Here is a 12,732-nt window from a genome sequence, read left to right on the forward strand (position 1 = left end):
TTGACACGCCGCTAATGCGCGGAGAATATCGACTTCGCCAGTGCGCCGGATTTGAACAGGGAGAAACAGAGGATAACGGTATAGGCTGCAAGGGAGAATATCGCGCTGTGCAGATTGTCCGCTATTATCATGTTGTTTACCAGAACCGCGTAAATGCCGACGCATATCATAATGAGGAAGCCTTGAAAACCGATAGCGAACAGGGATTTGAGGTAGTTGTTTCCTATCTGCCCCCATTCCCGGTTCGTCATTGTTGCAAACGGGATAGGCGATACCGAACAGTAAAGGTAAATCTCTATCATGCGCCCGTAGAGGATAACGGTTATCAGTACGGACATGATTTTCATGCACAAGCTCACAAGGCTTGTTTCCATGACAAGTAAGAGCAGTTCGGGGATTTCCATAGCGTCAAGCCCGTCCTGCATGGAAGCAAGGGCGGCGGCAACATCAATCTCTGTGCTGCCGCCGATTACCCCCGCCGCGCCGGAAACAACGTGCTGCGCCATATCGAACACCGCCATAGTGATGTCAAAGGTGTGCGTCACAAGGTAGACTGCCACAAACGCCTTGAACACCCACTTGAAGAACATGGAAGTGTCAACGTCGTGCATATTGTTCTTTTCCGTTACCATGCTGATAAGCTCATAGCATAGGACGTAGGTAATGACAAGCCCCGCAATGGGTACGATTACATTCTCACTAAGGGTCTGTATCATGGAGAATATATTTGCGTTCCACCCTTGCGGGGTCTGCCCTACCTCTGCGGCGATAGTGCCGACTTTCTCGTTTACGTCCCCGAACATAGTTGACAGATTACCGTTTATGGCTCCTATGAGGATTTCCTTTATCCATTCGTTAATCGCGTCAAGTATGCTCTGCATAAGCCTTTACCCGCGCTTCTTAACCGAACAAGCCGGAAAGCAGCGGTACAAGGGTCATGCCGATAAGGGCAACGCCGCCGCCCGCCATAAGCTGCTTCATGCCCTGGCTCTTCGCGCCCGGATTGTCGTTGCCGTAGCCCTCCATGAGATTGATAACGCCCCAGATACCAAGCCCGGCTCCAAGTGCTACAACAAGGGTCTGCAAAACGTCTACTGCGCTATTGAAAAATGCCATAAATAAATCCTTTCTGCCGCGTCTGCGGCTGTCCGGCAAGCGGACAAAAGGCGGTCAGCGTATGCCGCCGCATAAAAAAACCGCCCTCTGGTAAAGGCGGCTGTCCCCGCGCTGCGTAAGTTCTGCGGCGCGGCGGTATTCAGTTGTAGGGGGGTGCGGCTCCTGCCGCTGTGTGCTGCGCCGGAAAGTAGGGGCGCGTATCATGTAGCCGATATTGATATATGTGATTGCTTCGATTCCTCCTTTCGGTGTCCCGCTGTGCTGCCGGACGGGTATTATTCAGACTTGCGGGAAGTGAATAGCTTGCATAGCAAGGTGTTCGCTTCCCGCAAGTTCACAAAGGGGTAGCTGCCGCAAGGCAGCGTAGGGGAAGTGTAGCTTCCCCTGTCCCCCCCTCCCCGGCGGTCTGCCATGCTGTCACTGTTGAGGGATAAGCCCCCGGCGCGTGACATACTCCGTTGCAAAACGGCGGTGTTCCGCTTCCTTTTCCCGCCAATACTCCCATAATGCAGCGTCGGCGGCTTCCGCAACATTCATTAAAAACCGTTCAAGCTGCTTTTGTTTTTCCTCTGCGCTACGTTTCCTCATGGTCTGCGTCCTCCTGTAAGTCTGCTGCGTCAATCTCGTAATAGTCAAAAACCTCGTCGGGCTTGACAATGGCGGGGCGGCGTTTAAGGTGCTTTTCCATGTCAAAGGCGTTCTTCGGGTCTGCGTCGGATAGGTACTTGTATTTCGGGTGTTTCGTTATGTCGAATTTGTCCGAAAAGAACGGGCGCACCCCGCGTAGCTGCAAGATACATTTCCCTCCGTCCATGACTGCGATTTCATCTTCCGTCATAAGCTGCTTTCCCAATTTCTGATAGTTCAGCCCATGCGAAAGCTCCCGCCCCCTTGTTTCGGAAGTGTTGAAGCTGTCTATCGTTTCCTTGCCTAAAATCTCCGATATTTCTTTGAGCGTGGTTTTTTCCTTGCCGCCCAAGAAAAGCGTGGTGTCGCAGTTGCCGACTATGGTATCGGCGTTGTCCTTGTAGATTGCCTTTAGCTGTGACTGGCTCTGCAAGATGATTGACGCGGAGATTTCCCGGCTCCGTATGGTTGCGATTAGTTTCTCAAATTTGGGGATTTGCCCGATATTCGCAAATTCATCAAGTAAGCACCGTACATGGACGGGAAGCCGCCCGCCGTATTCATCATCTGCTTTGTCGCACAAGAGGTTGAATAGCTGTGTGTAGAGAATACTCACGACAAAGTTAAAGGTGTCGTCGGTGTCGCTGATAATCACGAAAAGGGCGGTCTTTCTGTCACCTATGGTGTCAAGCTCCATTTCGTCGGTTTCCATAAGCTCCCGCAGCTCCTTAATGTCGAATGGGGCTAACCTCGCGCCGCATGAGATAAGTATGCTTTTTGCGGTCTTGCCCGCCGCCAGTTTGTATTTTTTGTACTGCTTGACTGCAAAATGTTCCGGGTCTTTTTCTTCCAGACGTTCAAACATGAGGTCAACCGGGTTCTGGAAATCCTCGTCGTCCTCGCGGGCTTCCGACGCATTTATCATTTCAAGCAGCGTCGTGAAGTTCTTCTCGTCCTCTGGGGCTTCATACCAGATATAGCCGATTAGTGCGGTGTAGTAGAGCTTTTCCGCTTTCACCCAGAAATCCTCGCCGGATTTTTCCCCGTCGCCTTTGGTGTTGGCGATAATGGTATTGACTAATTTCAAAATGTCCTTTTCGCTCCGCAGATAGGCAAAGGGATTGTATTTCATGGATTTTTTGAAGTTAATCGTATTTAGCACTTTGATACGGTATTTGTACCGCTGCAACATTTTCCCGGTTTCCAAAATCAGTGTTCCTTTCGGGTCAGTGACGATATACGACGTTGGAAAATCCTTTGACGTACATTGCATGAGCGACGGTTTCACAAAGAACCGGGTCTTGCCGCTGCCGGAACCGCCGATTACAAGAATATTTTTGTTTCTTGCGTATTTCGGCTGCTTCGGGCGGCTGTTCATGGTGAGCCGTTCCGTCTGCGTTAAGGGGATATTGTTCTCAAATACCGGGTCTGTGTACGGCTTTATGTCGTCAGCCCCGCCCCAACGCGCCGAACCGTATTCTGTCCCGCGGCGGTATTTCTTCGCGTTCTTGCCTTTGGTGTAGATAATCAGCCGGACAATGACCGCCCCCGCAATGCCGATAAGTAAGTCTGCCGGGTGGAAGCTCGGCGCGATACTGGAAAAGGCGGTGGTAAAACCGTCCCCAAGATGTAGCAGCTTTGCGCTTGCGTCCGCGCCGGGGGATAGACGGACAGCCGCGCCCACTTTATCAAAGAGCCAGACAAAGAGCAGATACGGGAGATTTAGGATAAGCAGCTTCTTGATTTCCGGCTTCATAGCGATACCTCCCTGTCCTTGTTCTTGACCTTTGCCCGTTCCGCGTTCTTGCCCTGTGCGGCTTCTTTGAGCGTAGAGAGCAGCTTTCGGATAGAGGGCTTTTTCTCCTGTGTCAGCTTCTTTGCGGAAAACTCCTTAAAGGCTGCGGTCAGCACGTCCGCGTCCCGCCCCTTGAAAAAAACCAGATAGCGGGGCGGGCTTTCCGTTGCGTCCTTTTTCAGCGCAAAGTCGATACCGTACTTTTTCGCCGTACTCTCAAAGGCTTTGATATTGCCCTCGGTAATCTCAATGTTGGAAACGCCCGCGTTCTGCTTCATAAGCTGCTTTAAGCTCTGCTTTCCCTGTGGCGGTTTTGCAAGCTGCTTTTTGCCCTTTGACAGTATGGCTTTCATTGCCTTTTGGAGCGTCTGGGCGGTCAGCTTCCCGGTCTTGATGTAAAGGGCTATGGTCTTTTCGTTTACTTCGTCCTGCAATTCCTCGCGTCCTCCTTTCGCGTTTCTTTATGGGGCGGCGGTCAGATACGCACCCGCAGCCCGTTCAAGTCCTCGGCTCTGATACCCACAAGATACCAGTTGTCGCCGTACTCAATCCGGGTCGGCTTCCACTTGCCCCGCACGAATACGTCAAAGCACTCACCGCAATGCAAGCCCCCGTAGTAGCTGTTTAAGTCAAAGCGAATGTCGTAACGGTCGGTGCGCTCGTCAAATACCAATGCTCCTGTCATTTTCTGTGCCATAATAAAATCCTCCTTTTGTTGTTTTACAGGCTTTCGCCCGGTTTGAATGAATAATAGTCCGGGTCGCCGTACTGCGGCTTCTTCGGTGACAGTGCGCCGCTTGCCATGTCATGGGCGACAAGGGAAGTGTAATAATTGCCGATAGTGGACGGGGCGTTGAAAAGGGCTGCTTTCAGATATTGCTTGATGTTGCGGATTTTCGTTGTGTTCTCCCGCATACAGTCAAGCACAAAGCGGATATGCTCGCCGTCCAGTTTCATAAACTTAGATTTCACAAGCTCTGCCGGGTAGTCGTCCCCCGCAATCCGTACCCGCTTTCTGGCGGTGCATACGGTTTCAAGCATGAGGTCTACAATCTCGTCCAGCCTGTCCCCGTCAAACTTCATGTCCTGTTTGAGAATGTGGTAGTCGATATTGTCCTTGATGATTTCCCGGTATATATCAACTGCGCTCTGTGCTGCCGCTTCCGTTCCTTTCCGTTCCGGCGGCGTAGCCGCTTCTCTGCAAGGAGAGGGGTTAGGGGAAAGGATAGGAATGGAATGGGTACTTGATAAATCTGTATTTGATTTTTCTTTTTTTGGTAAGTCAGTTCTTTGTATATCTTTATTTAATTGCGTTGGATTTTCCAACGTAGGTTTTTCCAATGTTGGTTTTTCCTGCGTTGGATTATCCAATGTTGGATTTTCCAATGTAGGTAAATCCGGCGTAGGCGGCTGCGGCTGCTCGAATATCACATAGTCCGCGCCCCGCAAGCGTCCTTTCTCGTCGCGCTCCCTTGACCGAACGATATACCCGGCGCGTTCAAGCTCCTTAATGGCTTCGCGGATAGCGTCTATCTTCTCCCGGTTGATAAGGGATAAGCCTTTCAAGGTGTAGTCCCAATCTTCGGGGAGTGACAGCATTTGCGACAACAGCCCTTTTGCCTTTAAGGAAAGCTCCTTGTTGCGTAGGTGGTGGTTGCTCATTACGGTGTAGCCCTTGTTCCGTTCCACTCTGAAAACTGCCATAGTAAATCACTCCTTTTGCTGTGGATTTGTTACGCAGTAGAAGCGCGGTTTCGGGGGATAAGGTATAAATCCCTTGCCGCGCCAGATACGCGCCCGCAAAATCGCTTGTAGCAAGGCTTTTTCTGCCCCTACTGCGTAACAAAGGGCATAAAAAAGCGGCGTTCCTGTTCTCCCATGTAGAGAGTAAGAAACGCCGCTTCTGCGTCGTATTCAGTTTTTAGTACAATACCCTGCTTGTCCGTCGCTCGAAAAACCTTGATTTTCCAGTGTTTTCAAAAGTATCGTTATCTAACGTCAGCTTTCCAAAGACCAAGTTTCCAGAACATGATTAAGGACATTGAAAGCGGTCTGATAAACTGCGTTATCACGAAAGATTTATCTCGTCTGGGGAGGAACTATCTTGATTGCGGACTGTATCTGGAAGTGTTTTTCCCAGAGCATAATGTGAGGTATATAGCGGTCAATGACGGCGTGGACACGCTCAATAAATCCGCTATGGACATCACGCCTTTCCGCAACATCCTAAACGAAATGTATTCCGCCGATGTGTCGGTCAAGATAAAATCGGCGTACCGAGCGAGGTTTCAGCAGGGGAAATTCATGGGGACGACAGCACCATACGGTTACGTCAAAGACCCCGCCGACCACAACCATCTGCTGATAGATGACAAAGTTGCCCATGTGGTAAGGGAAATATTTGACCTTGCGTTAGCGGGCAACGGAATCGCCAAAATCCGCAAGCACATCAACAAACAGCATATCTTACGCCCCGCCGCTTATGCGGCGGAGCAGGGGGCAACAGGCTATGAGAGGTATTTTGAGGAGAATGAGGAGAACCGTTATATTTGGAGCGAGAACAGCGTAAGGGGCATTTTAAGAAGCCCGATATATGCGGGAAACCTTGCAGGCTACAAGCGGATTGCCGCCAACATGAAAAGCAAGAAACGCCCCTCTAAGCTGCCCGAAGAATGGGAAGTGATACCAGACACCCATGAGGGGATAGTCACGCAGGAGGAATTTGATACCGTACAGCAGCTTATTACAAGCCGCAGATTACCAGAAAACAAGGGCGGCTTTGAGAACATCTTTGCAGGCGTTATTAAGTGTGCGGACTGCGGCTATGCGATGCGGGCTATGAGTGCCAACAGGAGGAAACGCCCCGACATCATCGACTGCGTACAATATTCCTGCAATAATTATGGCAGATACGGTAATATCATGTGTACCGCACACAGCATTGAAGCGAGGGACTTGTTCAACGCTGTCCTCACCGACATCAACCGATTTGCGGATATGGCAGTCAATGATGAAAAGGCAGTGAGGGCGATTGAAAAGCGGCTCACGGAAACAGACCAGAGCAAGGCAAAGGCACTGGAAAAGGAGCAAAGAAAACTGAACAAACGCCTTGCAGAACTGGACAGGCTGTTTTCCTCACTCTATGAAGATAAGGTGATGGAGCGTATTACCGAGCGGAATTTTGAGATGATGTCGGGAAAATACCAGAAAGAACAGCTTGAAATTGAAGCAAGGCTGAAAGAGGTAACGGAAACGCTCAGCGACAGCTATGAGAAGACGCAGGGTGTCCGTGATTTCCTCTCCCTAATCCGCAACTATCAAGGCATTAAGGAACTGGACGCAACCATCATAAACGCACTTATAGACAAGATACTTGTTTCGGAACGTGAGAAACTTACAGACGGAATGGTGCGGCAGGAAATCAAGATTTATTATAAATTCATCGGCTTTGTCGGTGAATTACATATCACACCGACAAAGCGGTGGACTGCGTTAAAGCCTAAGAATTGTACGGTGTGCGGTGTTGAATATGTTCCCCGCTCTGGCATATCGAAGTATTGTCCTGCTTGTGCCAAGAAGATACAGAGGGAGAAATCAAACGAGAGCAAACGCAGGAGCAGGGAGCGAAACAGACAGGCATGTATTGAACTGTCCGCAAAAAATGACCGACTGATTTGGAACAGCAGGAAGGGCGCATTGTCCGACAGGGAAATCAATATGAGGAAGTGAACGTATACCGCTATATCACGGAGGGCACCTTTGACGCGTACAGCTGGCAGGTCATTGAGCAGAAACAACAATTCATCAGCCAGATCATGACGAGCCGTTCACCGGCCCGGAGCATTGAAGATGTTGATCTCCAGACATTGAATTATGCAGAAATAAAAGCCCTGGCTACCAGCAACCCTTTAGTAAAAGAAAAAATGGAGCTGGAGATCCGGCTGACCGAACTGAACACAATGAAAGCAGCATACCGGAATCAAAAGTATGAAATGGAGCATAATCTGGCAAAGGTTTATCCTAAACGCCAGGCAGCTTTAACCGCACGACAGAAAAATATCGAGCGTGACCACGGCCTTTTTCTGGAACAGAAAGTGTCAATGGGCAGCAAATTTAAACTGAATGTGAATGGCCATGATTACTTTAATCCTGAGGAAGCCGGAAAAGCCTTTCAAAAAGCGCATTATGAGCTTTTAGGCGTGGGGCAGCTGGAAAAGAAGATTGCGGAGTATTGTGGTCTGGATATTTATGTGAAGTACGATTTTGAGGCCGAAAAACGGGAAATGACGATCCGAACAAAACATGGATCATTTTATAAATACGACTTTGGCCGAAGCGCAGCTGCTGCAATTACAGCCCTGGACAAAGTTGATGATTTTTTTGTTGATCAAAAAAAGGAAATTAATGACGCAATGGTTAGCCTTGAAAAGCAAATTGAGGATGCCAGTCAGTTACTGGATACACCTTTTGGTTATGAGGAGGAACTTGAGGAAAAAAATGAGCGGTTAAAGGAAGTAATGATTGAACTCTTTGATAATGAGGTAAATAATAAAGAGATAGAAGACATAAGATTTTCCAGTATTGAAGATAGTGAAGAAGAGCGTTAACGTTGTAAAGTCTTGATTAAAATGGTAAAATTTTAGTACAGAAAAAGATGAGTATAGAAATAATCGTGTAAATCAGATATATAGGCACAACGATACGGATAAAACGAACAAATACTATAAAAAATGACGATTGGAGGTGAGGAATATGGCAAATGATTATTATCAAGGATATACTCTTATGCATAAAAACACACCAGTTGCAGAGATCGTCCTGGATAATGCATCTGGGACAATTTCTGCCATTGGCGAAATATACACACCGGAACATGTGCCGGTGGGCATAGCAGTGAAAAAAGGAAAAGTTGACCGTGCTGCACTCAATGAATGGTGGAAAAGCAGAGCGATTCCAGCCAGTCGTGATGGTATTAAAAGTGCATTAATCGAACTAAATGTCACTTCGACACAAAAGCTTCTTGATAAATGCCTTGGGTTGTCATTGTCGGATCAATATTGGATATGCCCTGTCGATTCTGGAATAAGTTGGGAATCTGTAAATTTTTTTCAAAATGACTTCTCAGATGACGTAGGCAATATTTTGTTCGGAAAAGGCTCGTCCAGTGATAAAATCAGCTTGATGTCGCCTGATAATACCTCGGATGGGTGGTTGAAAAAGAAATGGAAAATCATCGATGAAAAACGCTGTCTGATTAAAGGTGGCAGCGGCGCTACTCAGCAAGAGCCATATAATGAGGTGCTGGCAAGCTATATTATGGAGCGATTGGGTATTCCGCATGTACCTTATACACTGATGATTCAGGATGATTATCCCTATAGTGTATGCATAGATTTTATCACACCACAGACAGAGTTGATTTCTGCATGGTACATCATGCAGACACAGCAAAAGGAAAATCATGTTTCCGTTTATCAGCACTATTTGAATTGCTGTGATGCACTAAACATTTCAGGTGTAAAAGAAGCCCTTGACCGAATGATTGTGCTGGACTATCTAATTGCGAATGAAGACCGGCATCAGAATAACTTCGGTGTGGTTCGCAATGCGGAGACGCTGGAATACCAAGGAGCTGCACCGATATTTGATAGCGGTACATCTCTTTGGTTTGATAAGCCTATAGCTTTAATTGGTCAGTCGAAAATAAATAGCAAGCCCTTTAAGAACCGACATGAGGAACAGATTAAGCTGGTATCTTCTTTTGACTGGCTCGACCTGAAAGCACTTGACGGTATAGACGAACAACTGCGGGAGCTTATGCGTGGGTCGATATTCATCGACGATGCACGTTGTGATGCCCTCTGCTCAGCCTTGAAACGGAGGGTGGCGTCGTTGACTGAAGTCGTGAATGACCATAAAATTTTTGTATCAGTGAGCAACTGTCATGATGATGTATCTGAAGACATTGCTTACAGTGGGGAACAGGATGATTTCGAGCGATAAAATATCGTAAAGAAACCTATGTGGACACAAAAGTTTATATGACTTAGAAGAATAAAGCTTTTTATCTGAATGAAATAAATACGAAAGGCTAAAGCTATGCAATTAAATGGTTTATTAATGCACAAAGACACCGTAGTGGCGGATATAAAAAATAACGAATTGGAGATCATCAACCAAGGGCTGTTACCGTTATATTTGAAGCGAAACGGCTCTTTAGAAACATGGATAGCAAGTCGGGCAATTGATGCCCATCGCCCACATTCCAGGCTAATCAAGCGCATTTTGCGCCTTTCTGCAGCGGATGATTGCGAAGTCGCCCTTAAAGTCAATGCCGCTACGATTACCGATAACTGGTGGATCAAGCAAACAGCAGAAGAGAGTCTGAAATACAAAGATGTCCGATTTTCAGTGAATTATTTTGATAACCTTGCTCTTAAAGGTGATCCGGACAGCATTGAGCGGATCAATCATCCGGAAATTCTCACCAGCAGGAGTCCAGAACTGACCAATATCGGCAGCTTTGAAAAGTGCTGGAAACTGGAGAATCAGGAATGGTGGCTGTATAAACTGAGTAATGCGTTTCAAACTTTTTCAGAGCTTTTTATATTTGAAATGGGCAGTATGCTTGGTTTTGACATGGCCTATTTTGAACCGTGGGAAAGCGGCACGAAGACTTTGGACTTTACAGAAAATGCAAAGTATGATTTTGAACCGGCTTTTAGTTTAGTCGGGGAAGAGGTGGATTATTTTACCAATTATACTGCGATCCACGCATTAAGCCCTGAATTGGCGCAGGAGTATTTAGATATTCTGGCATGTGATGCGTTGTTTTTCAATTTTGACCGCCACACACACAATTATGGCTTTTTGAGGGATTCAGACACTGGCTTATATTTAAAAATGGCCCCTAATTTTGATAATAATCTGGCCCTTATTGCCAATGGCTATCCTTCGCAGGTATCCATAAAGAGGAAAAATGATCTTTTTATCAACGATTTTTTAGATTTACTGGATCAGACAAACAGTACATATTATTTACCTGAATTATCGGAATCAATGATTGATGAAGCTTTTGAATTAGTAGGAATGAACGTACATTACGACACAATTAAAGCCTTTATCTTAAATGGTTATGATCGACTTGCAAAAGAACTGCCAACTAAAGCAGCAGAGGAAGAACCGGAGCGTTAAGAGTGAAAATTGAGGATGCAATTGTTATGTAAAGCTCATAGAGTCTGCGAAATCGATCAGGAAACGGGCGATATTTTTATTTTTAATCAAGCATTAATGCCTTTAAATCTAAGTCTTTCAGATTTCCATGGCACCATTAAACAAAGGATCTCGAATATCAATTCTTTTGACGCCTGGTGTGCCGAACGGGTATTGTCAATTGACCGAAGATATGCAAAGCGAATACTCAATGAACTCGGGTTAACTCAGAGCCAGTCTACAGAGGATAAAGCAAGAATTTCACGGCTATACCGTTGTCTTTCACTGCAAGATAGTTATTGGGTGAAAAAAGAAGACGAGAAGGTTTCATGGAAAGATGTAAATTTATTTTCAAATTCTTTTTCTAACGCTTTTGTATCTGTTTCGTTACTTGGCAGGAGCTTGACACTCAGAAATAAGGATTTATACAGTCGTATGCCGGATATTACGACAAATGGAAGATACGCCAAAGCATGGAATCGTGTGGATGATCAGATCATTATGTATAAAGCTGATGACATCGAAGGCAATGAAACGATAAGGGAGGTAAACGCCAGCAAGATTCTGGATTGCTTCGGCGTTGATCATGTTTCGTATGAGCTCGCTTGTTTTGATGGCCATCGCGTCAGCATGTGTAAGTGCATGACTAACGAAGATCGTTCCATTGTGCCATATCGCCATTTTATTGCAGCTTGCAAGCGTAAAGGAATTGATGATGTGGATAACATTATTAATGAAGTGAAAAAAATTGATACCACAGGTTACTATACTATGAATATCATGACCTATCTGATTGGGAACAGTGATAATCACGATGGTAATTGGGGATTTTTCAGAGATAATGATACAGGTAAACTTTTGAGAATTCATTCACTTTTTGATTTCAATTGCGCATTTGAAAATTATGATAAAAAAGATGGTGGCTGGTGCATTCCAGAATTAAAAAAAATAATATCAGACGAATCCAATGAGTTGTTCTATGAGCCTGACCCTTCGAGTAAAACGCTTCAGGAAGCGTCTTTAGAGGCTATCAATTATGTTGATATTGAAATGAAGCACCCGATTAGAAAAGATTACTTTTTAAACGATGTTGACTACGAGGTATTTAGAACACGATGTGATGAACTTGGGGTTGAAGTAAAGCTTGAAAGAGAATCGGATAATCGCGAACCTGATATTGATATAGCATTCAATCGCTATGAAGAGGAAGAAGAACGTTAGTAAAAGCACAGGAGGAGTCCTGTGCTTTTTGTATACGTATAAAACATTGAGGAGGAAGAAAGATAGTCATTTTTTTTCGCTGAACATTTCCATGAATTTGACGATTGATATACGGTCTTGGGGTGATAAATCAATGAAAGCCTGGATCAAACGGATATCGGACGTAGTAAGATGATGTTTTTGTTGAAGTCTGATCAGTAAAGATTCCGTAACACCATATCCGCCTTGTGATTTTTCCCAAATAGGCTCTTTTCCATAGAGTAAGTAATCTCGTCGGATATGAAAAACGGAGCAAATCGTAACAATTGTTCGTTCTGTCGGTCGAGCTTCTTCGCTTTCAATACGACCGACCGTGGCACGGGAAAGGCCAATGCGTTTGCCGAACTCCTCCTGCGACATATTCAGCATCTTGCGAATTTTTTTAATATTATTCATTAATCAATCCTCCACTCAAGCAAATTAAGTTCATTTTTGCACAAGAAAATTGATCTGTCAAATAGTTTGCATTCTTTTAGAAAGGAATGTATAATAATGAGCATAACCATATTAAAAGTGTTGCAAAACTGGCCTTTTTGAGGAAAGGGGGACTTATGAATAAAGAAATCGAATATTTGGAAGTTGAAGCATTCTTTGAAAAATATAAATCCTTGCCAGTTGAAAAACAAAAACTTGTGATGGAATACCAGCAAATGTTAATTAATAAAAAAGAAAAAAATAAGGAACAACATGAAACTGGTGATGTAGGGTCAGAATGAAGGTAA

14 protein-coding genes are annotated in these 12,732 nt (G+C 45.6%); 6 read left to right on the forward strand and 8 right to left on the reverse strand.

Annotated elements, in window-relative coordinates:
- Nucleotides 1-11 precede the first annotated feature (11 nt).
- From BUC22_RS12150 to BUC22_RS12175, 7 genes are all read right to left on the reverse strand, one after another.
- Nucleotides 12-881: a VirB6/TrbL-like conjugal transfer protein, CD1112 family gene (locus tag BUC22_RS12150; protein WP_002595174.1), complete on the reverse strand. Its 870-nt coding sequence runs from the start codon at nt 879-881 to the stop codon at nt 12-14.
- 19 nt (nt 882-900) lie between these two features.
- Entirely contained in the window at nt 901-1,116 is a 216-nt protein-coding gene (locus BUC22_RS12155; RefSeq protein ID WP_002569168.1) for a Maff2 family mobile element protein, read from the reverse strand.
- A 417-nt stretch (nt 1,117-1,533) separates the two neighbouring features.
- A complete protein-coding gene (locus BUC22_RS22115) occupies nt 1,534-1,704 on the reverse strand; it encodes a hypothetical protein (RefSeq protein WP_002569167.1) in 171 nt (56 codons plus the stop codon).
- Nucleotides 1,691-3,499, reverse strand: a complete 1,809-nt coding sequence (locus tag BUC22_RS12160) for a VirD4-like conjugal transfer protein, CD1115 family (protein ID WP_002569166.1) — start codon at nt 3,497-3,499, stop codon at nt 1,691-1,693. Before BUC22_RS12160 ends, BUC22_RS22115 begins: the two co-directional genes overlap by 14 nt.
- Nucleotides 3,496-3,972, reverse strand: coding sequence for a PcfB family protein (locus BUC22_RS12165; RefSeq protein ID WP_002569165.1), 477 nt, complete (start codon nt 3,970-3,972; stop codon nt 3,496-3,498). The genes BUC22_RS12160 and BUC22_RS12165 overlap by 4 nt, the downstream gene beginning before the upstream one ends.
- Nucleotides 3,973-4,013: 41 nt before the next feature.
- Nucleotides 4,014-4,235 carry a DUF5348 domain-containing protein gene (locus BUC22_RS12170; RefSeq protein ID WP_002569164.1) on the reverse strand — a complete coding sequence of 74 codons (222 nt, stop codon included), beginning with the start codon at nt 4,233-4,235 and terminating at the stop codon, nt 4,014-4,016.
- A gap of 23 nt (nt 4,236-4,258) precedes the next feature.
- On the reverse strand, nt 4,259-5,242 hold the full coding sequence (locus BUC22_RS12175; RefSeq protein WP_002569163.1) for a DUF6017 domain-containing protein: 984 nt from the start codon (nt 5,240-5,242) through the stop codon (nt 4,259-4,261).
- 324 nt (nt 5,243-5,566) lie between these two features.
- On the opposite strand from BUC22_RS12175, the gene BUC22_RS12180 reads away from it, so the two are divergent.
- From BUC22_RS12180 to BUC22_RS12200, 5 genes are all read left to right on the forward strand, one after another.
- Nucleotides 5,567-7,267 (forward strand): recombinase family protein, encoded by a 1,701-nt coding sequence (locus tag BUC22_RS12180; RefSeq protein WP_242946562.1) that lies wholly within the window; start codon nt 5,567-5,569, stop codon nt 7,265-7,267.
- The gene (locus tag BUC22_RS22680; RefSeq protein WP_143163940.1) at nt 7,213-8,145 is read left to right on the forward strand and encodes a hypothetical protein; all 933 of its coding nucleotides are present in this window, start codon (nt 7,213-7,215) and stop codon (nt 8,143-8,145) included. Before BUC22_RS12180 ends, BUC22_RS22680 begins: the two co-directional genes overlap by 55 nt.
- Before the next feature lie 145 nt (nt 8,146-8,290).
- On the forward strand, nt 8,291-9,541 hold the full coding sequence (locus BUC22_RS12190; RefSeq protein ID WP_013380215.1) for a HipA domain-containing protein: 1,251 nt from the start codon (nt 8,291-8,293) through the stop codon (nt 9,539-9,541).
- Between the two features lie 96 nt (nt 9,542-9,637).
- On the forward strand, nt 9,638-10,732 hold the full coding sequence (locus BUC22_RS12195; protein WP_013380216.1) for a hypothetical protein: 1,095 nt from the start codon (nt 9,638-9,640) through the stop codon (nt 10,730-10,732).
- A 21-nt stretch (nt 10,733-10,753) separates the two neighbouring features.
- Nucleotides 10,754-11,971, forward strand: a complete 1,218-nt coding sequence (locus tag BUC22_RS12200; protein WP_123876052.1) for a HipA domain-containing protein — start codon at nt 10,754-10,756, stop codon at nt 11,969-11,971.
- A gap of 66 nt (nt 11,972-12,037) precedes the next feature.
- Here the strand turns inward: BUC22_RS12200 and BUC22_RS12205 are convergent, their stop codons facing one another.
- Complete coding sequence (locus BUC22_RS12205) at nt 12,038-12,406, reverse strand: helix-turn-helix transcriptional regulator (protein ID WP_013380218.1); 369 nt, start codon at nt 12,404-12,406, stop codon at nt 12,038-12,040.
- Nucleotides 12,407-12,561: 155 nt separating this feature from the next.
- Between BUC22_RS12205 and BUC22_RS21885 the strand changes: the two genes are divergently transcribed.
- Nucleotides 12,562-12,726: a hypothetical protein gene (locus BUC22_RS21885; protein WP_154557635.1), complete on the forward strand. Its 165-nt coding sequence runs from the start codon at nt 12,562-12,564 to the stop codon at nt 12,724-12,726.
- The last annotated feature ends 6 nt before the right edge of the window (nt 12,727-12,732 follow it).

Origin of the sequence: Eubacterium callanderi (assembly GCF_900142645.1) — a bacterium.
Taxonomy (GTDB): Bacteria; Bacillota; Clostridia; order Eubacteriales; family Eubacteriaceae; genus Eubacterium; species Eubacterium callanderi.

What these genes read in the sequence shown, in the direction of transcription:
- BUC22_RS12150 (WP_002595174.1), bottom strand. Translation starts at nt 881, where the DNA reads ATGCAGAGCATACTTGACGCGATTAACGAATGGATAAAGGAAATCCTC.
- BUC22_RS12175 (WP_002569163.1), bottom strand. Translation starts at nt 5,242, where the DNA reads ATGGCAGTTTTCAGAGTGGAACGGAACAAGGGCTACACCGTAATGAGC.
- BUC22_RS21885 (WP_154557635.1), top strand. Translation starts at nt 12,562, where the DNA reads ATGAATAAAGAAATCGAATATTTGGAAGTTGAAGCATTCTTTGAAAAA.
- BUC22_RS12170 (WP_002569164.1), bottom strand. Translation starts at nt 4,235, where the DNA reads ATGGCACAGAAAATGACAGGAGCATTGGTATTTGACGAGCGCACCGAC.
- BUC22_RS12195 (WP_013380216.1), top strand. Translation starts at nt 9,638, where the DNA reads ATGCAATTAAATGGTTTATTAATGCACAAAGACACCGTAGTGGCGGAT.
- BUC22_RS12180 (WP_242946562.1), top strand. Translation starts at nt 5,567, where the DNA reads ATGATTAAGGACATTGAAAGCGGTCTGATAAACTGCGTTATCACGAAA.
- BUC22_RS12205 (WP_013380218.1), bottom strand. Translation starts at nt 12,406, where the DNA reads ATGAATAATATTAAAAAAATTCGCAAGATGCTGAATATGTCGCAGGAG.
- BUC22_RS12155 (WP_002569168.1), bottom strand. Translation starts at nt 1,116, where the DNA reads ATGGCATTTTTCAATAGCGCAGTAGACGTTTTGCAGACCCTTGTTGTA.
- BUC22_RS12160 (WP_002569166.1), bottom strand. Translation starts at nt 3,499, where the DNA reads ATGAAGCCGGAAATCAAGAAGCTGCTTATCCTAAATCTCCCGTATCTG.
- BUC22_RS22115 (WP_002569167.1), bottom strand. Translation starts at nt 1,704, where the DNA reads ATGAGGAAACGTAGCGCAGAGGAAAAACAAAAGCAGCTTGAACGGTTT.
- BUC22_RS12190 (WP_013380215.1), top strand. Translation starts at nt 8,291, where the DNA reads ATGGCAAATGATTATTATCAAGGATATACTCTTATGCATAAAAACACA.